Origin of the sequence: Salinicola salarius, assembly GCF_002179555.1 — a bacterium.
In the GTDB taxonomy this organism is placed as follows: domain Bacteria; phylum Pseudomonadota; class Gammaproteobacteria; order Pseudomonadales; family Halomonadaceae; genus Salinicola; species Salinicola salarius_A.
In genome coordinates this window covers 61,051-80,695 of record NZ_NHOU01000017.1, presented here as the reverse complement: position 1 = coordinate 80,695, position 19,645 = coordinate 61,051, and the positions used below count along the sequence as shown (strand labels likewise).

General features: G+C 62.1%; 16 protein-coding genes and 1 tRNA gene. 7 read left to right on the top strand and 10 right to left on the bottom strand.

Translation table 11 applies throughout. The features are described 5' to 3' along the window. Positions 1-26 precede the first annotated feature (26 nt). From CCD76_RS19790 to CCD76_RS13280, 3 genes are all read right to left on the bottom strand, one after another. Entirely contained in the window at positions 27-368 is a 342-nt protein-coding gene (locus tag CCD76_RS19790) for a phage integrase (RefSeq protein ID WP_143543290.1), read from the bottom strand. Between the two features lie 312 nt (positions 369-680). Then, positions 681-756, bottom strand: a tRNA-Thr gene (locus tag CCD76_RS13285). An 82-nt stretch (positions 757-838) separates the two neighbouring features. Further along, complete coding sequence (locus tag CCD76_RS13280) at positions 839-1,945, bottom strand: AI-2E family transporter (protein ID WP_087719937.1); 1,107 nt, start codon at positions 1,943-1,945, stop codon at positions 839-841. Between the two features lie 660 nt (positions 1,946-2,605). Between CCD76_RS13280 and CCD76_RS13275 the strand changes: the two genes are divergently transcribed. The 3 genes from CCD76_RS13275 (at position 2,606) to CCD76_RS13265 (ending at position 3,621) form a co-directional block, all read left to right on the top strand. Further along, on the top strand, positions 2,606-2,851 hold the full coding sequence (locus CCD76_RS13275) for a hypothetical protein (RefSeq protein ID WP_071232671.1): 246 nt from the start codon (positions 2,606-2,608) through the stop codon (positions 2,849-2,851). Next, positions 2,848-3,042, top strand: coding sequence for a hypothetical protein (locus tag CCD76_RS13270; protein ID WP_071232670.1), 195 nt, complete (start codon positions 2,848-2,850; stop codon positions 3,040-3,042). Before CCD76_RS13275 ends, CCD76_RS13270 begins: the two co-directional genes overlap by 4 nt. 102 nt (positions 3,043-3,144) lie before the next feature. Beyond that, entirely contained in the window at positions 3,145-3,621 is a 477-nt protein-coding gene (locus tag CCD76_RS13265) for a hypothetical protein (protein ID WP_087719936.1), read from the top strand. Between the two features lie 253 nt (positions 3,622-3,874). Here CCD76_RS13265 and CCD76_RS13260 read toward each other — a convergent pair whose 3' ends face one another. The 5 genes from CCD76_RS13260 to CCD76_RS13240 form a co-directional block, all read right to left on the bottom strand. Further along, positions 3,875-5,569 carry a methyl-accepting chemotaxis protein gene (locus CCD76_RS13260; RefSeq protein ID WP_087719935.1) on the bottom strand — a complete coding sequence of 565 codons (1,695 nt, stop codon included), beginning with the start codon at positions 5,567-5,569 and terminating at the stop codon, positions 3,875-3,877. A gap of 533 nt (positions 5,570-6,102) precedes the next feature. Continuing rightward, entirely contained in the window at positions 6,103-7,335 is a 1,233-nt protein-coding gene (gene ku / locus CCD76_RS13255) for a non-homologous end joining protein Ku (RefSeq protein ID WP_179208924.1), read from the bottom strand. Continuing rightward, positions 7,328-8,104: a non-homologous end joining protein Ku gene (gene ku, locus CCD76_RS13250; RefSeq protein ID WP_256961307.1), complete on the bottom strand. Its 777-nt coding sequence runs from the start codon at positions 8,102-8,104 to the stop codon at positions 7,328-7,330. Before ku (CCD76_RS13250) ends, ku (CCD76_RS13255) begins: the two co-directional genes overlap by 8 nt. Before the next feature lie 89 nt (positions 8,105-8,193). Continuing rightward, positions 8,194-10,896 carry a DNA ligase D gene (ligD, locus tag CCD76_RS13245; RefSeq protein WP_087719932.1) on the bottom strand — a complete coding sequence of 901 codons (2,703 nt, stop codon included), beginning with the start codon at positions 10,894-10,896 and terminating at the stop codon, positions 8,194-8,196. Positions 10,897-11,068: 172 nt separating this feature from the next. Then, entirely contained in the window at positions 11,069-11,680 is a 612-nt protein-coding gene (locus tag CCD76_RS13240) for a hypothetical protein (protein WP_087719931.1), read from the bottom strand. 394 nt (positions 11,681-12,074) lie between these two features. Between CCD76_RS13240 and CCD76_RS13235 the strand changes: the two genes are divergently transcribed. The 3 genes from CCD76_RS13235 to CCD76_RS13225 all read left to right on the top strand — a co-directional run bounded on the left by CCD76_RS13235 (position 12,075) and on the right by CCD76_RS13225 (position 16,960). Further along, a complete protein-coding gene (locus tag CCD76_RS13235; protein WP_087719930.1) occupies positions 12,075-12,899 on the top strand; it encodes a manganese catalase family protein in 825 nt (274 codons plus the stop codon). A gap of 272 nt (positions 12,900-13,171) precedes the next feature. After that, positions 13,172-14,440, top strand: a complete 1,269-nt coding sequence (locus CCD76_RS13230) for an acetate/propionate family kinase (RefSeq protein ID WP_087719929.1) — start codon at positions 13,172-13,174, stop codon at positions 14,438-14,440. An 81-nt stretch (positions 14,441-14,521) separates the two neighbouring features. After that, positions 14,522-16,960 (top strand): phosphoketolase family protein, encoded by a 2,439-nt coding sequence (locus tag CCD76_RS13225; RefSeq protein WP_256961306.1) that lies wholly within the window; start codon positions 14,522-14,524, stop codon positions 16,958-16,960. 6 nt (positions 16,961-16,966) lie between these two features. Here the strand turns inward: CCD76_RS13225 and CCD76_RS13220 are convergent, their stop codons facing one another. Together CCD76_RS13220 and CCD76_RS13215 are read right to left on the bottom strand one after the other, a co-directional pair. Next, a complete protein-coding gene (locus CCD76_RS13220) occupies positions 16,967-17,722 on the bottom strand; it encodes a cytochrome c oxidase assembly protein (RefSeq protein ID WP_179208923.1) in 756 nt (251 codons plus the stop codon). Further along, positions 17,719-18,183 carry a DUF2243 domain-containing protein gene (locus CCD76_RS13215; RefSeq protein WP_087719927.1) on the bottom strand — a complete coding sequence of 155 codons (465 nt, stop codon included), beginning with the start codon at positions 18,181-18,183 and terminating at the stop codon, positions 17,719-17,721. The genes CCD76_RS13220 and CCD76_RS13215 overlap by 4 nt, the downstream gene beginning before the upstream one ends. Positions 18,184-18,575: 392 nt before the next feature. Here CCD76_RS13215 and CCD76_RS13210 point away from each other — a divergent pair, with 392 nt between their 5' ends. Continuing rightward, the gene (locus CCD76_RS13210) at positions 18,576-19,589 is read left to right on the top strand and encodes a substrate-binding domain-containing protein (RefSeq protein ID WP_087719926.1); all 1,014 of its coding nucleotides are present in this window, start codon (positions 18,576-18,578) and stop codon (positions 19,587-19,589) included. The last annotated feature ends 56 nt before the right edge of the window (positions 19,590-19,645 follow it).

Sequence of the window (19,645 nt, the reverse complement as noted above, 5' to 3'; positions counted from 1 at the left end):
AGGTGGACCAATGGATAGGGTCCACTTCAGAGCTTTGGCATCTCGACATGAAGAGCCCCAGCCGCCTCGAGCAGATCGGCCAACTCGCCATCGATCACACGACGCTCGCGATCCTTGTTCAGCTTCGGCTTCCGGATCTTCGCGCAGGGGTTGTCGACTGGCATCCCCCACTCCTTGATCGCGATCGTGTACAGGTGAGGCAGCAGCGCTAGGTCACGTCGCACCGTCGAGCCCGATGCAACCTCGAGGCGCTGGTCACGGTATGACGCGACATCGGATGACCTGAGCGTCGATAGGGTGAACCGGCCAAGATCCCGCGCGAGAATCGCGAGCCGTGATCGCTCGTTCCGATAGCTCTTCTTGTGCACCGAGATCTCACGCTCGTAGCGCTCCAGCGCCCCCCCGCGATCATCAGCGCGTCGACCTCGCGAGTGTCAACGAAACGCGCCTGGCTCATCTCGGTTTCGATCTGCTTCGCCCAACGCTCCGCCTGCGCCTTCGTATCAAATGTGGCACTGACCTGGGGATAGCCTTTCTTACGGATGATCGCTCGCCAGGAACCGGAGCGTTTTTGGAACGTAGCCATAGCGTTACCTGCGGAGATGTACCGCAAGTGTGCCAAATACTGGATAAAAAGGAAGTGATACTAGGTAGGATCGGGCGCAAACCCTTGATATGCCTGGTGCCGGTAAGTGGACTCGAACCACCGACCTACGCATTACGAATGCGTTGCTCTGCCAGCTGAGCTATACCGGCCAGGCGGCGCCTATCATAATCATCAAATTCGCGGCGGACAACTGGGAAACCGCACGCCTGGCTGCGCCTAGCGTCTGCCGGGTCAGCGCTCCCGGTTCTCCGAGGCAATCTCGTCCGAGGCCACCACGCCTGTCGGCGATTCCGCTTCCGCCTGTTCCTGCCGATACAGCGACCAGACGACGATGAACAGCGCGGCGATCAGCGGGCCGAGCACGAAGCCGTTGATACCCATCAGCGTCATTCCGCCTACCGTGGAGATCAGCACCACGTAATCAGGCAGCTTGGTCTCCTTGCCGACCAGCGGCGGGCGCAGGAAGTTATCGACGAGCCCGATCACCACCACGCCGACGAAGATCAGTATCGCCCCTTTGACGTAGGCGCCGGTGATCAGGAGATAGGCCGCCACCGGCACCCAGACGATTGCGGAGCCGATCGCCGGCAGCAGCGACAGGAACGCCATCATTACGCCCCACAGCAGCGCGGCTTCGATCCCCAGCGCCCAGAAGGCGACGCCGCCGATCGCACCCTGCACGATGGCGATGATCACGTTGCCCTTGACGGTGGAACGCACCACGGCGGTGAACTTGTCGATGAGCTGGTAGGTGTATTCGTCGCTCAGCGGAATCGTGATGCGGATGTGCTGCCCCAGGGATCGGCCGTCCCGGAACAGGAAGAACAGCAGGTAGAGCATGATGCCGGCGCTGACCAGAAACTGGAGCGTGTTCTGACCGATGCTCAGCATGTGCGTGGCGATCAACTGGCTGCCCTGTTCGAGGGCGGATGCCAGACGATTGCTGATATCGGAAAGGCTGCCGAAGCCGGCGTCGCCCAGCCAGGTCTGCGCCGAAGCCGGCAGCGAACTCTGGAACTGCTGGATGTAGTCATTGAAGTCGATATCGCCGCTGCCTACGCGCTGGTAGACGCTGGCGCCCTCCCGCACCAGAGCCCCGAAGATCAGTGACATCGGGATGATGACGATGAACACGCAGGCCATCACGCTGACCAGCGCTGCCACGTTGCGGTGCCCTTTCAGCCGGGCCTCCAGCCGCCGATGCATGGGCTGGAACAGGATCGCCAGTATCACCGCCCAGAGCACGGCACCGTAGAACGGCAACAGCAACCAAACGAAGGCGATGGACACTAGCGTCAGCAATAAGATGAACGCCTTGTGCTGGCTCAGAGAACTCATGAAGATTCCGACTCGAAAGGAGATGTGCACTAAGCATAGCGGCCCTGACGCACGGACGTTCAGTAGAGAATGTGGCAATCGCCTCTTTCCCGGCACTCGCGGCGAGACGATCGAGCGAAAGCGGAGTTCCGCTCGGTGAACTCGAGCCAGCGGAAAGCGCCGCCCGAGACATAAAAAAGCGCCAAGCCTCACGGCTGAGCGCTGGTCCGACGCTTCGTCCCTGATGCTGAACCGAGCTTCCCGCTCTGCGCGTCCCTGTCGTGACGACGCCTTCCTGGCATCGCACCTGCAGTATGAGGCCGGTAGATGACAGAAAGTTAACAGCGGTCGACACCCTTGCCGAGAGGGCCTTCGGTCAGGTCTACAGATGGCATAATTGCAGAGAGCAAATTAAAGTTACAAAAGTTTTCAAAATAATGCTTATCATTTTATATAATAAATTCAGCAACTTACCCTTTAATACTTAACCTGGGATAGGGTTGTCCAAATCTCCGATTCGTACAACACTTGTACAGCACTGGGGGCTATGCCAGCATGAATTCGTCAGCCGGCAAGGAGAGCCGGTCAGTACCGGGCAAGGATGCCCCAGCAGTATGCGGCAAGGATTGCCACAAATTTCTGGTGAGCCAGAAACCAACTTAAAGCCAAGGAGGGCTGATCGTGAAAGACGCCATTTCATGCACCCGCTGCGGTAACGCTCAATCGGTTCCCCTCGAGATTCATGAAGAGTGGGACGAGATCAGTTGCACGGAATGCGGAGAGTTTCTCGACACCGTAGGTCATTGGGCGGATTCCCAGTCGCCCAACTACTCAGTGCAGATTCTCAACCAGTGCCGCAGTCTGACCCTCAAGATGGCACGCGAGAGCCGCCCCCTCAACGATCATTACCTGAGGGCCACGGCATGATCAGAGTGACGCTGGACCTCAGCTGTTCGATTTGCGGCCATGAGCAGTTCTATCTGCCGATCAATAGTCAGGAAGGCACCAACGTGCGCTGCGCCAATTGCAGTGCGTTCAAGTGCAAGACATTGGATCTGGAGAAGGCGCTGAGCGCGATACAGAGAACGCGGTCGATCGATCGCCCAGTCGCAGCCTGATCTGCATCACCGTTTCTCAAAACCGCCTGCATTCAGGCGGTTTTTTGTTTCTGGCGAACTATCATGAATCGAAACCGCATGAGCTTGAGGTGAGGGGGCGCCATGGTCGACATCACGCAGCTGAAGCACCATATCAACGAGGAAATCCGCCACTGTCAGCAGCGATTGGCGGATTTCGAGCAGCAGCTGGATACCTGCAAGGAACAGCTACGCGCGCTGCAGAGCCATATCGAGGGATGGGTAGCCGCGCTGGAGATCGACGGCGTCAAGATTCATTATGATGATACCGCGCATACGCTCGAGAAATTCGACGAGACGTTCCAGATAACGCTTCAGGAGCAGACCGTTTCGTTCGGCAGCTGCAAGCTGCATGTCGAGCCGGAAGAGCAGTATCTCCATGGCAACCGGATACTCCTGTTCGCCTCCTCGGACGAGGACGACATCAAGGAGATCATCGAATCCGAGGGCGAGTACTACTTCGCCGACCTGCAGTTCGGTCAGAAGCGCGATCTATCCAAGTATGAGCCGCTGACCGAAGAAACCTTCTACAAGCTGCTCTACGGCTGGCTCCGGGCATGAGTCCCGGCTGCCCCGTCCCGCCCGGCTTCCAAAAAAAGGCCCCGAACAGTGTCGGGGCCAAGTGTGTTTCGCAGGAATCGAAACCGGGCACAGTCTAGCCCGTTGCCTGCCCGATAAAGTGACGACAAAAGCGTGGTTTAGCCTTTAATTCGTTGTTGCTAAAGTCCTATCTCGGTATGGATAAAACCCCGACTCGTCGCTGCGATCACGCCTCGTTTTTGCGCGTCCGGCGCCTTGACCGACTCGCACGGCGTCAGAACGCGCTCCACTCTTCGACGGCGTCTTCCCGATCACGTGCGCTGGAGGCCGACCGTTGCCGCGTAACCGGTCGTTTAGCGCCTCGATCGGCCGCGGCCAGCGATGGCGCCGAAGCCAACGGAGCGATCCGGGCAGTAGCGGCAGCGGCGCCCTTGAAGAACGACATCTCTTTCAACAGGGCGCCGGCCTGGCTCTGCAGCGAACGCCCCGCCGCGCTGGATTCTTCCACCAGGTTCGCGTTCTGCTGGGTCACGCTATCCATCTGCGACACCGCGGTATTGATCTGCTCGATACCCTGAGACTGCTCGCGACTGGCTACCGCGATTTCCCCGACCAGGGCGGTCACGCGTTCGACGCCCCCGACGATCTCTTCCAGCGCCCGACCCGCCCGGTTGACCAGTTCACTGCCGGCATTCACCTGGCCGATGCTCTCTTCCACCAGCTGCTTGATCTCCCTGGCGGCCTCGGCACTGCGCCCGGCAAGGTTGCGCACTTCGCTGGCCACCACGGCGAAGCCGCGGCCCTGCTCACCGGCACGAGCCGCTTCCACCGCCGCATTCAGCGCCAGCAGATTGGTCTGGAAGGCGATCTCGTCGATCAAGCCGACGATACCGGCGATCTTGCGACTCGACGCATTGATCCCTTCCATCGCCTTGATCGCCTGCCCGGCGACCTCGCCCCCGACATTGGCCCGATGGCTGACATCATGCACGAGCCTATCGGCTTCGGCGGCGTTCTCCGCGTTCAGGCGCACGGTGGAGGTGATCTCGTCCATCGAGGCCGCCGTCTGCTCGAGGCTTGCCGCCTGCTCCTGGGTGCGACGGCTGAGATCGTCGGTGCCCTGGGCAATTTCGTCCGCCGCGACGCTGACGGATTCGGCGTTGTCACGCACGCTCATGACGATCCTGGAGAACTGGCTCTCCATGGCCTGGAGCGAGCGCAGCATCACGCCGAATTCATCCTTGCTGGTGATCTCGATGTCGTTGTCGAGCCTGCCGCGAGCCATGGCATTGGCGAGTGCCTGCGCCTTGCCCAGCGGCGCCATGATGCCGCGGATCAGCCACAGGGCCATCGCCACGCTTAGCACAAGCGATCCGAGCATGGTGCCGATGATGATATTGCGCCCCCATTCGTATTCGGCGACCGCGCTCTCGTACGCCTCGGCCGCCTGCGCGCTGTTGCGGTCGATCAGCGTCTGGATGGCGTCCAGCGCCTCGGGGTACTGCTGGCGCAGCGTCGTCGTCGCGATGACGCGGGCTCGGTCGAAGTCGTTGCCGATCATCGCCGTGTTGAGCTCGGCGATGGTAGCCCGCAAGCGGGTCAGCGCGGTGATGAAGGCGTCCGCCATCTCCCGCTCCTGCGGGCCGTTGAGACGTTGGGGATAGTAGTCTTCCCAGGCGGCATCGATGACGGCGTCGTTATCCGCGACCTCCTGCTGCGTCACGCGGGCGGACTCCGGGTTTCGGTCACGCTGCTCCGCGGTGATCTTGACCCGATTGCCGAGCAGGGCTCGATCGATGCGGCTGAGATCCTTCAGGGTCAACACGTTCCCTTCATAGGTCCGTTCGAGGGCGGCATTGTTGTCGCTCAGACAGAGCAGCCCGACGACCCCGATGATGAACAGCATGACGATACAGGCGCCCAGGCTCGCGGCCAGGCGGAGTTTGACGCTTCGATTCAGTAGCAGCATGGCGAAGTCCGATGAGTGCCCTTGGCTCGATGCGTTCGGGCAAGTGGAACGGGTCTCGGCAAACGGAATTCCCTCAATAAGGATTCGCTTATTGCCGCCAGAGGCACTATCGGCGCTGTACAAATAAACTTAATTTTATTTAGAACCTGAAGGCAGGGTCATCCACCGATAATTCTACCGGCCAAACCTAATCGACCCGTCTTTTTGTTTTTCAAAAAGTTTTTAGAAACATATACTTAAAAACAAAGTAACTTTCTTTTCCATTGATGCCTCATCCAATTCACCAATGCCCGTTGTCGACCCAGGATGAGTATGGAATTTCTGGTACTTTTATCCTACAAAACCGAACGACCGTATAATTCCAAGTCTGTAACGATCCCTATTTTCGATGAGTCGCGCTGGCTGAGAGCCGAATGGCTGGAAAGCCGAATAGCTGAATGGCTGGATAGTTGGATGGCTGGATAGTTGGATGGCTGGATGGATATCCGAATAGCCGGATGGAAGGCTGCGTCAGGTAGCGCCACCGCCTTACTTCAGCGGTGGCGGCCTATCGCGTCGATCAATTCCGCCTTGCTCATGCCGCTACGCCCGGCGATGTCGCGCTGCTGGGCCAGTTCGTAGAGGGCTTCACGGGTGAGCGAGGAGAGCTCGGTTTTCGTTGGTATCTTCTTGCGGTTGCCGGATGGCTTCGCCTGCTCGCCTCGTGATTTCTGAGGCTTCCCGGTCCGGCCTTCCGCTTTCCGGGGCGTGTCTTCGCTTTTCGACGAGTCCTCGTCCTGCGATTTGCCCTCGCTTTTCGACTTGCCCTTGCGCCCGCTTCTCTCCTTGTGGTCATTCGTCTGCTGGCGCGAGGGCTCGACCCGGCCACGCTTGAGGCTGCGTTTGAGCACCTGCATCAGATCGATGACCTCGGCGCCCTCCTGCTCATCGTCATCGTCCGCCGATGCGCGGGAAGATTCGATCGGCACGATATCCTCGTGGCGGCGGCGCTTCTGGCGTACCCGCTTCTTGAGCGCCTCGATATGCGGGTCGATCAATTCATCGGGATCGAAGCGCTTCGCCTCGAGCTTGTCCATGACGCGCTGCATCTGCCGCTGGCGTGTCGCATCCGGGTCCCCCGGCGCGTCCAGGCCAAGGCTCTGCGGCGTCCGCAATTCGTCATGAAAGCGCAGCGCCTCCGCTCGCAGGATGCCGTTCTCGGCCACAATCGCCACCAGCACTTCCCGCCCGCGCATCACCAGCGTGGCGATGCCCGCCCGATTGGCGTTCTCCATCGCCGCGGCCAGCAGCCGATAGGGCTTGAGCGCGCCACTGCCGTTGCCCGAACGAGAGTCCGGCACCAGAAAGTAGGCGCGCCGGAAGTAGAGCGGATCGAGTTCATCCAGCGAGACGAAGCGACTCAGTTCGATCTCGCGCCGATGTTCGAGCGTGGCATCCTCGATCTCCTGATCCTCGACGACCACGTAACGGTCCTCGTCCACTTCGACGCCCCGCGCCAGCTCGCTGGTCTTGAGCGGCTTGCGCCCGGACTCGCTGAAGAAGCGCCGGGACAGCGGCCTGCCCTTGTCGTCCACCTCTTTCAGCGTGATGTCCCGCGCGTGCTGGGCGGGGTAGAGGCCGACCGGCAGATTGACCAGCCCGAAGGCGATGGTGCCGGACCAGAACGGTCGCGGACCGCGAAAACCGCTGTCGTGGTGATGCTGCTTGTCCGACTTCGATGTTTCCGACTTCGATGTTTTCGACTTGGACTTATCCGACTTAGGCACGCTTGCGCTCCCGGGCCAGACTGGCCTTGAGTGACGAGGCGATATCGTCGGTGGGTTCCTGCCGACGACGATGCTTGACCTTGACCCGCTTGCCGCTGCGCTTGGTTTCCACCAGCGCCTCCAGCCGTTGGCGGTATTCGTCCTGATAGGTTTCCGGCTCGAAATCGGCGGCATACATCTCGACCAGATCCGTCGCCATCTTCACTTCGCTGTCGTTCAGCTTGCCGCCGCCGGGCGGTTCCAGGGCATCGGCGTCGACGACCTCGTCGAGATGGCGCAAGGTGATCAATACCGGGTGGCCGTCGTGGTCGCGCAGCGCGCCGACATAGGCCTTGTGCCGCATTACCCAGTGGACCAGCCCTTCCCGGCCGCTATCGGCAAGCGCGGCGGCAAAGGCGTCGAACGTGTCTTGATCTCCATCCGGCCCGAGGAAATAGGGGCGCTGATACCACTGGTTGTCGATCATCCCCTGGGGGAGAAAGTGCATCACCTCGATATCCCGCGAGGGCGCCGGCGTCAGTTCGTCCAGCTCCTCGTCGTCGAACAGGATGCGATCCTGCTTGTCGACGACCGCCTTGTGCCGATCGTCCCGCGATACCGTCTTGCCGCTCTGCGGTTCGATCATCGCCTGATGAACGGGGCGATGCCGACGCCGGTCGAGCAGCCGAAAATGGACGTTGCGGTCGCTGACCGCCGTATAGAGTTTCACCGGCACCCGCTCTCCGCCGAAACCGATGACGCCTTTCCAGACCGCGCGAGCGCTCATCATTCTGTTTCCTCACTCATTGGGACCCTCGTTCCTTCGGACAGGCCGGCCATCGTCCCTTTGGACATATCGGCCATCCTCCTGTCAGACATTCAGACCTCCATTCCGGCATCGCGGCAGCGCTGCTTGGTCAGCCGTTCGCGGGCGTCGTCGAACCCGGCCCAGGGGTCCTGCTCGAGGGAGGCCAGCCGGCGCGGCAGGTTGGTCAGCGTGTATCGGTCGGCCTTGAGTTTCGGCCCGAGCTCATCCCAGCGGATCGGTGTGGCGACCGGTGCGCCGGGCCTGGCGCGGACCGAATAGGAGGCCACCGCCGTGGCACCCCGGCCGTTGCGCAGGTAGTCGAGGAATACCTTGCCGCGGCGGGCCTGCTTGGACATGTTGAGCGTCAGCTGATCGGGATGGCGGTCGGCGCAGCGCTCGCAGACCGCCTCGGCGAACGCCTTGGCGATGTCCCAATCGGCGTGAGGCTTGAGCGGAACCACCAGATGCAGCCCCTTGCCGCCGGTGGTGCGCAGGAACGCGACGAGATCGAGCTCGGCCAGGGCCTGACGCAGCTCGCCGGCGACATCGATGACCGCCTGCCACTCGCAGTCCGGCGCGGGGTCGAGATCGAACACCAGCTGATCGGGGCGTTCGAGGTCGTCGACGCGGCTGTTCCAGAGGTGGAATTCGATGGTCCCCATCTGGACCAGCGCCACCAGGTCGGCCGCGCTACGCACGTAGAGATAGTCATGCCTGCCGGACTTCTCGGCGATGGCCACGCTCGGCAGGTCGTCCGGCATGGTGTCGCTGGGGTGCTTCTGGACGAAGCACTCCTTGCCGACACCGCCGGGGCAGCGCAGCAGCGTCAAGGGCCGCTCGGCGAGACCGGGCAGGATCCAGCCGGCCTGCTCGGCATAGAATTCGGCGAGCGCCCGCTTGGTGATTCCTTCCTCTTCGAACAGCACCCGGTCCGGATGCGTCAGCCGAACGCCTTCGATCCTGACGTCACCGCTGCCGCTCGCCTTTGCGGAGCCGTTCGTCTTTGCGGATGAATGATTGCCATTGGCCTGTTCCGTCATGGTCGCCCCCGAGGCTTGCTGCTGGCTCAATCGAATGTCCTTGGGATCGCGGTCCTCGCGCACGCCGCGAAAGCGCGGGTGGCGCAGGCGCCCATCGTTGGTCCATTCGCTGAAGTTGACATCGATCACGCGCTTCGGCGTGACCCAGTGGCTGCTGGCCAGATCGGGAATATCGCGCTCGACGAAGGGCGAGGTCTTGCGCGGCGAGCGAGCCAGGTCGCGCTGCCACTCGGCGAGCTGGGCGTGGGAAAACCCCGCCCCGACCCGGCCGCAGTAGCGCAGCTTGCCCGCGTCGTCGTAGGCGCCGATCAGCAGCGAACCGAAGCCGTTGCGCGATCCCTGGGGATCGGTGTAGCCGCCGACCACGAACTCGGCCTGGCGCTCGGTCTTGGTCTTCAGCCAGTCCCGGTTGCGGCGGCCGCGATAGGGGGAGTCGGCACGCTTGGAGACGATTCCCTCCAGACCCTGGCGGCTCGCCTGTTCGTAGAACGCCTCGCCTTGCCCTTCGATATGATCGGTATAGCGCAGCATGCCGCCGTTGCCGATTCCCACGGCTTCGCAGACCTGCGCCAGCACCGCCTTGCGATCGCGCAGGGCCGCGTCGTCGAGTGTCACGCCCTCGAACCCGAGGCCGTCGAGATAGCGCAGATCGAAGATCTGATAGACCAGCCCGGCGGTCTTCTCTTCGCTCAGCGCGCCCTGCAGACGCCGGAAGTCGCTGACGCCGTCGCGTCGCAGCGCCACGACCTCGCCATCGAACAGGGCCTTGTCCAGCGGCAGGGCTTCGATCGCCTCGGCAATCTCGGGAAAGCGGTCCCGCCAGTCATGACCGTTGCGAGTCAGCAGGCGCACCCTGTCACCGTCGAGCTGCGCCAGAATGCGGTAGCCATCGAACTTGATCTCGTGGAACCAGTCATCATCGGCCGGCGCCTCGTCGACCAGCGTGGCCAGCTGCGCCTTGGGCTGGGCCGGGAAGCTCGCCTGCCGCGCACCCTCGACCTGACCGGGATCGATCTTGATGGCGCTGGCCTTGCGACCGCTGCTCGAGCGTTTGCCCCCGGTTTTCGATGAGGTTTTTGATGATGAGGACTTCGTTGACGAGGATTTCGATGCCGAGCTTGTTGATGACGAGGTTGCTGATGACGAGGATTCGCACTTCGCAGAGGCGGATTCGGACGTCCCTTCGGCGATCTCCGTCATGCGCCGATTCGAGGCCACGCTGACGTCATCCAGGCTGTCGGGCACGTGGGCATCGCCATCGTCGTGGCGCTTGATCATCAGCCATTGCCTGCCGCTTCCCTGCTGGCCGTCGCCACTTCGGCCGCGCATGCGCTTGAGCGTCCAGGCGCCCTTGAGCTTGTCGCCGTCGAGTTCGAAATCGATCTGGCCGTCGTCGTGCTTGCCGTTGACACGCCACTCGCCGCGATCCCAGATCATCACGGTACCGGCGCCGTAACCTTCGGGGATCACGCCTTCGAAATCGCCGTAATCGAGCGGGTGATCTTCGACCTGCACCGCCAGATGCTTCTCTCCCGGTTCGAGGCTCGGCCCCTTGGGCAGCGCCCAGCTGCGCAGCACGCCATCCTCTTCCAGCCGCAGGTCGTAGTGCAGACGGCTGGCGTCATGCTTGTGAATCACGAAACTCGATCGCGACCGCTTCCTGCCGCGTTTGCCGCGAGGCTCCGGCGAGCGCGAGAAGTCTCGCTTGTTGCGATAGATCTCGAGGTCAGCCATCCGTTGCTCCCTCACGATAGCCTGGCGAATGGAATCGATGATCCTGCCAATAAAGATTTCAGCGTAGTCGACGCCACCCGGCGCGCCAGATCATTAACCCAGGTCATCCAGCGCGTCACTCCCCGGCCGCCACATGGTTACTAGTCGTTCATCTGGTTAGTGGTTCATCCGGCTAGTCGTTCATCTTGCGAATCCATTGCCGCACCTTGTGCCGGCGCCAATGCGACGCATAGCGGCGGGTATCGTGGGTGGTCGGCGTCAGGAAATGGCCCTTTTCGCTCTCGACCAGCTCGAACGTTCTAAGCGCGCCGACCGGGGCATCCTCGCTGCCATACACGGCGACGAAACGCATCTCGATCGCTTTGAGGACGATTTCGTCGGCGGAGATGCCGTGGTAGGTCTGCACTTTCTGGATGATGTCTTCGAAGGTACCGATATCGTTGAAACTGCCGGGCATCATCGGCCCCTGCCGCGTCGTCTCCGCCAGCTGCGACGACTTCGGTTTTTCGGCATCTTCCATATCGATCATGCTGATAGCGTAATCGCCCTTGTCCGTGTGCAGGATGGCGAAGATATGTTCGATGAAGATCGCCTCCGGGCTCATGTTGCTGACGACACAGCGCGCCTGCAGCGTCTTGCCGCCGCCGCGATTGATGATGATCTTCGGTTGCCGCTGCCTTCTGAAATTCAGATAGAGCAATTGCGCGTAAAACAGCCATACCAGCAGCGTGAAGAAACTGGTCACCGCACTGATGGCGGAGCTGTTGCTCGATAACCATTCCATGATTCGTTGCTACCTTATGACGTCCATATCGATAATTACCCGACTCAGGGTGGCGCTAACGGCTCCGCTCATGAAAAGTAAAAGCGTTAATAATTATCGCCAGTTAAAAACCACGCCATTATTAACCGACAGTAAAGGCTGCCTTACACAAATGTCCGATAACGCGGGCAGTGAAAGCTCGAAACAGGAAACTCGAAGCGCGGGGCCCGAACGCCATACATGGTTGGCGCCTGGCAGGAGATACAAATAAAAACCTAATAAACACGTCTTTTTAATCTGGATCAGTAGCGGTGTCATTCTCGGCAACTAGCTTCTGAGGGCATCGGCCATTTTTGATGGCAATCACTTTCTGCACCCATCGGATAGCGTCGCTATCTCGTTCCCGGAGAAAATCATGTTCCAGCATTCATCCAAACTTCAGTACCCGGTCAAGGTCGAGCAGCCCGATCCCCAATTTGCCATGCTGCTGCAACAGGCCATCGGCGGCATCGAAGGCGAGATTCGGGTCGCCATGCAGTACTTCTTTCAGGCCATGGGGGCCCGCGGCGACGATCGAATTCGAGACCTGCTGATGTCCACGGCCACCGAAGAGCTGTCTCACATCGAGATGCTCGGCCACGCCGTCGCCCTGAACCTGGAAGGCGCGCCCGTTTCCTATCAGGAAGAATCGGCCAAGGATCCGATCATCAATGCGATCCTCGGCGGCGCCAATCCTCGCCACCTGCTCTCCTCCGGTCTTTCCGCCATGCCGGTCAACGCTAATGGCGTGCCGTTCGACATGAGCCACGTCTATGCGACCGGCAACGTGGCGGCGGACATGATGGCCAACGTGGCCGCGGAATCCAGCGGTCGCGTTTTGGCCACGCGCCTGTACAACTGGACCAGCGACAAGGGCATGAAGGATTTCCTGTCGTTCCTGATCGCTCGCGATACCTACCACCAGCAGCAGTGGCTCGCGGTGGTCGAGGAGCTGGGCGGATTCGAGAAGCAGCTGCCGATTCCCAACTCGACCCCGGAGGCGCACGAGGCAATGGAACATTCGTACTACTACCTCAATACGCTGACCGACAAGGAAGCGCCGATGGGCCGCTGGAATCAGGGTCCGTCGCTGGATGGCAGGGCCGAGTACTCGACCCGCCAGGCACCCGAGCCCGAAGGTCAGGAGCCGTCGCTGGGCAAGGCCAGGGAGAACTCCGGCGCCCAGAAAGAGCAGCTGTAGGCCGGCGAGGCGAGCGTGACGCGTCTCCCGCAGAGCGTATCCCGGTCAATCGGCGTATCGATAACTGAACGAGACTGGTCTCGAATCCATCGGGACCAGTCTTCATTTGAAGGGATGGCCCGGGTCGACCACCCTGATATCGGTGCGTCGCTGCCCACCCGTTCCTTCCGCTCTCCACTATCGTCGGTGAGTCGCTATGGCCCGCTCGCCGCTATATTCATTGAGTCGCCATATCCAGCAAGGCGCCATAGCCAGCAACAGGACAAGACCTCATGGCCGCGTCATCCGCCTATATCATCGCCCTCAATGCCGGTTCCTCCAGCATCAAGCTTTCGCTCTATCGCGCCGACGATACGACCTCGCCCGAACTCATCACCAAGGCCCAGGTCGAGGAGATCGGCGATTCGCCGCATCTGTTCGGAGAGCTGGCCGATGGCACCGCTTTCCTCGACGAGACGCCAAAAGATCACGAGCTGCCGGATCATGACAGCGCCTACGCGCGACTGCGCGAAGCGCTGGATGCGCAATTCGGCAAGCTGGAACTGGCGGCGGTCGGCCATCGCATCGTCCACGGCGGCGACCTCTTTTCTATGCCGACGGCCATCGACGACGCCACCCGCGAAGGCATCGCGTCACTGGTGCCGATGGCGCCGCTGCACCAGCCGCATCATCTGGAAGGCATCGATGCCGTCGGCCGCTTCGCCCCCGAGACGCTGCAGGTCGCCTGCTTCGATACCAGCTTCCATCTCGGGATGCCCCGCGTCGCCCAGTTGACCGGGCTCCCCTATCGCTTCTTCGAGCAGGGCATCCGCCGCTTCGGCTTTCACGGACTCTCCTACGAATACATCGCGGGCCGATTGCCCAATGTCGACCGACGCCTGGCCGAGGGCCGCACCATCGTCGCCCACCTGGGCAACGGCGCCAGTCTCTGCGCACTGCAGGCGGGCAGGAGCGTCGATACCACGATGAGCTTCACGGCGCTGGACGGGCTGCCGATGGGGACGCGCTCGGGCGCCCTCGATCCGGGGCTGGTGCTCTATCTCGAGCATGAACTCGGCTATTCGAGCGAGGAGCTGCAGACCCTGCTCTATCACGATGCCGGGCTGCTCGGCCTGTCCGGTATCGACAGCGACATGCAGACGCTACTGGAGAGCGATTCGCCCCGGGCACGGCTGGCGGTGGATTTCTTCGTCTATCGCGTCGCCCAGGAGATGGGCCGCATGGCGGTGAGCCTGGGCGGTGTCGACGGGATCGTCTTTACCGCCGGCATCGGCGAACACGCGGCGCCGATTCGCCAGGCCGTCATCGAGCGGCTGGCCCCGCTGTGGCCGGTGGCGCTGGACGACACCGCGAACCGGGCCGCCGAACCAGGGCGCATTTCGACGCCGGATAGCGCAGTCGCCGTTCACGTCATCCCCACCGACGAGGAGACGATGATCGCCCGGCACACCTGGCAGCTCTACCGGTCACGCGCGCGGGGCGACGCCAGCGAGTCGGCCCCGGAGCCGGATCAGGATCAGGATCAGAGCCATGGCGCCTAGGAAATCTGCCCGAACTCTCAAGCCGCCAGCCATTGGCATCGACCTCTTTCGTTCACGCTACCATTAACCAGGAGTGCTTTCATGTCCCCTTCCATGAGTCAATCCACGACGACGCCCCGGCTTCCGGTCGACAAGGACGAGGAGCTGTTGAAGCGGATCGACCATTGGTGGCGGGCGGCCAACTATCTCGCCGTCGGCCAGATCTATCTCACCGGCAACCCGCTGCTCGAGACGCCGCTGACGCTCGATCACATCAAGCCGCGCCTGCTCGGCCACTGGGGTACGGTGCCGGGGCTCAACCTGATCTACGCGCATCTCAACGCGCAGATCCAGCGCCGCGATCTCGATGTAATCTATCTGACCGGGCCCGGCCACGGCGGCCCGGCGCTGCTCGCCAACCTGTGGCTGGAGAACAGCTACAGCGAGCATTTCAGCCATGTGCCGCGCAACGCGGAAGGCATGCAGCGCCTGTTCCGCCAGTTTTCGACGCCCGGCGGCGTGCCCAGCCATGTCAGCGTGCCCACGCCGGGCTCGATCCACGAAGGCGGCGAGCTGGGCTACGTGCTGACCCACGCTTTCGGCGCCGTGTTCGACAACCCCGATCTCGTCGCGGCCGCGGTGGTGGGCGACGGCGAGGCGGAAACCGGCCCGCTGGAAGGCTCCTGGAAAGGCGTCAACTATCTCAACCCGACCCGGGACGGCGCGGTGCTGCCGATCCTGCACCTCAACGGCTACAAGATCGGCTCGGCGACGGTGCTCGCTCGCAAGAGCGACGAGGAGCTGGAGCACTACTTCCGCGGCCACGGCTACGCGCCGCTCTTCGTCGAAGGCGACGAGCCCGATGCCGTCCACCGCGACTTCGCGGCGGCGTTGACCAGCGCTCTCGACCGGATCCACGAGATTCAGCAGCATGCGCGGCAGGAAGGCATCGACCGCCGGCCGGTCTGGCCGATGATCGTGCTGCGTACCCCCAAGGGCTGGACCGGGCCGAAGTCCGTCGACGATCTACCGGTGGAAGGAACATTCCGTGCCCACCAGGTACCGATGGGCGGCCTGAAGGATCATCCCGAGCGTCTGGCGCAGCTCGAAAGCTGGATGAAAAGCTACCTTCCCGAGGAGCTGTTCGACGAGCAGGGCGCGCCCCGGGAACCCATCACCGCCCTCTGCCCTGCCGGCGAACGGCGCATGGGCGCCAACCTGCACGCCAACGGTGGCCGGTTGCGCCAACCGCTCGCGTACCGGCCGCTCGAGACCTACGCCGTCGAGTTCGACGAGTCGCGACGCGGCCGCGAGCGTCACGGTTCCACCGAGCGCCTTGGCCAGTTCATGCGCGATATCTACGTCGACAACCCGCACAACTTCCGGCTGTTCTGCCCCGACGAGATCAAGTCCAACCGGCTCGGCGCGGTGCTGGACGTCACCGACCGCTGTTTCATGGGGCCATTCGAGGAATACGACGAGCAGCTCTCCATGGACGGCCGCATGCTCGAGGTGTTGAGCGAACACAACTGCAACGGCTGGCTCGAAGGTTACGTGCTGACTGGCCGCCACGGCCTGTTCGCCAGTTACGAGGCGTTCGTCTCGATCATCGATTCCATGGCGATCCAGCATGCCAAATGGTTGGAGCACGCCCGTAACGTCGACTGGCGCGCCTCGATCCCGTCGATGAACTACTTGCTGACCTCCACCTGCTGGCGCAACGACCATAACGGCTTCAGCCATCAGGGGCCGGGGTTCATCGACACGCTGCTGACCAAACAGCCGCAGGTGGTAAGGATCTATCTGCCGCCGGATGCCAACACGCTGCTGGCGACCGCCCAGCACTGCTTCGACAGCGTCGATCACCTCAACGCCATCGTGATCGACAAGCATCCTCAGTTGCAGTACCTGACGATGGACGAAGCCCGCGAACACTGCCGCGAAGGTCTCGGCATCTGGGAGTGGGCCAGCAACAGCGGCGACGAAACGCCGGATATCGTGATGGCCTGCGCCGGCGACACCGCCACGCAGGAGACCCTGGCAGCGGTGGATATCCTGCGTACCTATCTGCCGGCGCTGAAAGTCCGCGTGGTCAACGTGGTCGATATCATGACGCTGCGGGTGGACCATCCGCACGGGATCAGCCAGGAACGTTTCGTCGAGCTGTTCACGGCGGACCGGCCGGTGGTCTTCGCCTTCCACGGCTTTCGCGGCGTGGTGCACCAGTTGATCCACAATCGCCCCGAGACCGAGCGTTTCCACGTTCGCGGCTATCAGGAGGAAGGCACCACCACGACGCCGTTCGACATGACGGTACTCAACCAGATGAGCCGCATGCACCTGGCGCTCGATGCCCTGCGCTACCTGCCGGATCAGTGGGAGGGCGCCGCCGGGCTCATCGAGGATCTGCAGACGCTACTGCAGAAGCATCACGCCTATATCCGCGAACATCTCGACGATATCCCGGAGATCACCCGGTGGACCTGGACCGGCGGCAACGTCCAACTGCCGCTGGACGAGGACGATCATGCCGGGGCATGACCGGGATTACGGCGTCACGCCCCGGGCCCCGGCCGGCTCCCGGTAGCGCGACCGGACCCACTGCCGCGCTAGCAAGTAGGCCAGCAGAGCTTCCGGCAGCTCCCCGGCGTAGAACATCAATTCCGCGCCCTGCTGGACCTGATCGAGCGGCACCGAGGCGGGGAAGTGAAACCGGGCCATCCATTTGGACAGCGTCGCGTGTGCCGCCATCGATACCACCAGCACGCCGAAGCGCCATTCGAGGGAGGGGCGTCTCGGCGCCGGGTCCGGCCCGGCAATGGCCCAACTGAACAGACACCCGGCAACCACGAAATGCCAGTGCAGCCACAGGGCGAAGCCGGGAGAGTGGCGCATCGCGCTGTAGAGATCGGTCAGGTAGAGCGCCATCATGCCGCCGATATTGAGCAGCGCCGCCGTGACGGGATGGCCCAACACGCGAATGGGTGGCAGGGATACGAACCTGACCCAGCGCCTGCCCCAGTGCGCGGGCACGTTCTTCAGCGCCAGGCTCACCGGCGCCGCCATCACCAGTCCCAGCGGCGCGATCATCCCCGCCACGAGATGCACCGCCATATGGCCGCGGAAATCATCGTGCGCCCACTGCATCGATGGTGGCGACATCACCGCGACGATCGCCAGCGCGCTGCCCACGAAGAGGGCCAACCGCCACAGCGGCCAGCCCCGGCCGCGCCGCTTCGCTCGCCACCAACCCCAGGCATAGAGTGCGGCCAGCGCACCGAAAACCAGCGTGAACCCGCTCACCGCTGGCTCAGCGCCTCGCCCCGCCGGGCCCGGCGCAGCAGCCAGTAACCGATGGCGAGCAGCAGCAGGCCGGCCAGGTTCCAGCAGAGGTCGTACACCAGTAGATTGTCCACGTAGCGGACCTGATGGAGCCCCAGGATCTTGTGGTCGACGATGCCGTCGAAGAGCTGGAACCCGCCCATTCCCAGCAGGAACCCCGCGCCTCGGTAACCGGGGGCGTGCTGTCCGGTCTCGTGGAGCCGCAGCATCAGCGCGCCACCGATGACCAGCATCACCAGTTCCAGCGTGTGCAGGAGCCCGTCCGAGGCCAGCGCCAGCGCCGAGTTGTCGGTTTCGACGAAGTGGTGCCAGGCCAGTACCTGATGAAATCCGATCTCGTCGAGCGCCGCCATGATACCGATGCCCAACAGGACGGCGGCCAGCATCGTCGCCCCGGTTCGCCGCTGAACCCGCTCGCTCATATCGATCCCCTCGTGCAGATACGTCTTCACTTCACGACGCCAGGCGGATGCAAAAAAACCCCGGCCGCTGGGGCCGGGGTTAGATCGTGGCGATTCCTTGCCAACTCGCCATGGCATCCTGCCATGCGTCCCTGTGAACATCGCTTCCCGCGACTCCTTCCTTGGCACTGCGTCTTCCTGACGCTGCAAGATCACCGTACGCCCTCGAGTCATCGATGAAGTTCATACAGGTTAAAGAAGGGCGGAAGATATGTTTCTTTATGTAACGCAGTCGGGCCTCACGGTGCCAGGTACTCACGCTGCTCTAGTCGTGGGCTGTCATCAATATGAAATATAAATATGCGCATATACGTATGTGAGTAAACATAACTACATAGAAGAGGGGTCTAGGTATGAAATTCATTGGCAAATCCATCTTCATCGGGACCGTGGCCGTCGGCATGATAGGAGTCGCACAGGCTCGCGATCAGATTCGCATCGTGGGGTCGAGTACGGTTTATCCCTTCGCCAGTTACGTTGCGGAGGAGTTTGGCGCAACCACCAGCTACCCCACCCCGGTCATCGAATCCACCGGCTCCGGCGGTGGCATGCGGTTGTTCTGCAACGGGGTTGGTGACGATACGCCCGATATCACCAATTCCTCCCGTCGCATGAAGATTTCCGAGTTCGAGCGCTGCGCGGAGAACGGCGTTACCGATATCACGGAAGCATTCATCGGCTTCGACGGGATCGCGTTCGCCCAGTCGGCCGAGAACGACCCAATGCCCGTGACGCGCGAGCAGATCTTCAAAGCAGTGGCGGCCAAGGTGCCGGTGGATGGCGAACTGGTCGACAACCCTTACACCAACTGGCAACAGATCGACGACAGCCTCCCGGACCGCGAGATCGTCATCGTCGGCCCACCCACCACATCGGGAACGCGGGACTCGTTCGAGGAGCTGGTGCTGGAAGCGGCGTCCGAGGAGTTCCCTGAATATGGCGGCGAGGCTTATTCCGACGTTCGCACCGACGGTGGCTGGGTTGATGGAGGCGAGAACGACAACCTGATCGTGCAGCGCCTGACCCAGGACAGGACAGCCTTTGGCGTTTTCGGCTACTCGTTCCTCGAGGAGAACAGCAATGCGCTGATCGGCTCCACGATCGATGGCGTCGAGGCGACGCCGCAAACGATCGCCAGCGGTGACTACCCCGTGGCGCGTTCGATGTTCTTCTATCTCAAGAACCAGCATGGCGAAGAGGTGCCTGCCATGTATGAGTACGCCGACCTGTTCATGAGTGAACAGATGTTTGGTGACATGGGCTATCTCAAAGGGATTGGGCTGATTCCCGCCCATGAAGAAGCTCGCGAGAAAGCCAGAGAACAGGTCGCCAGCCGGGCTAAGCTCGAGAAGGCCGAGCTCGAGTAACGCGACGAGTGTGGATGGCGGGCCGACGGTATACACCTTTGGCCCGCCGACATTAG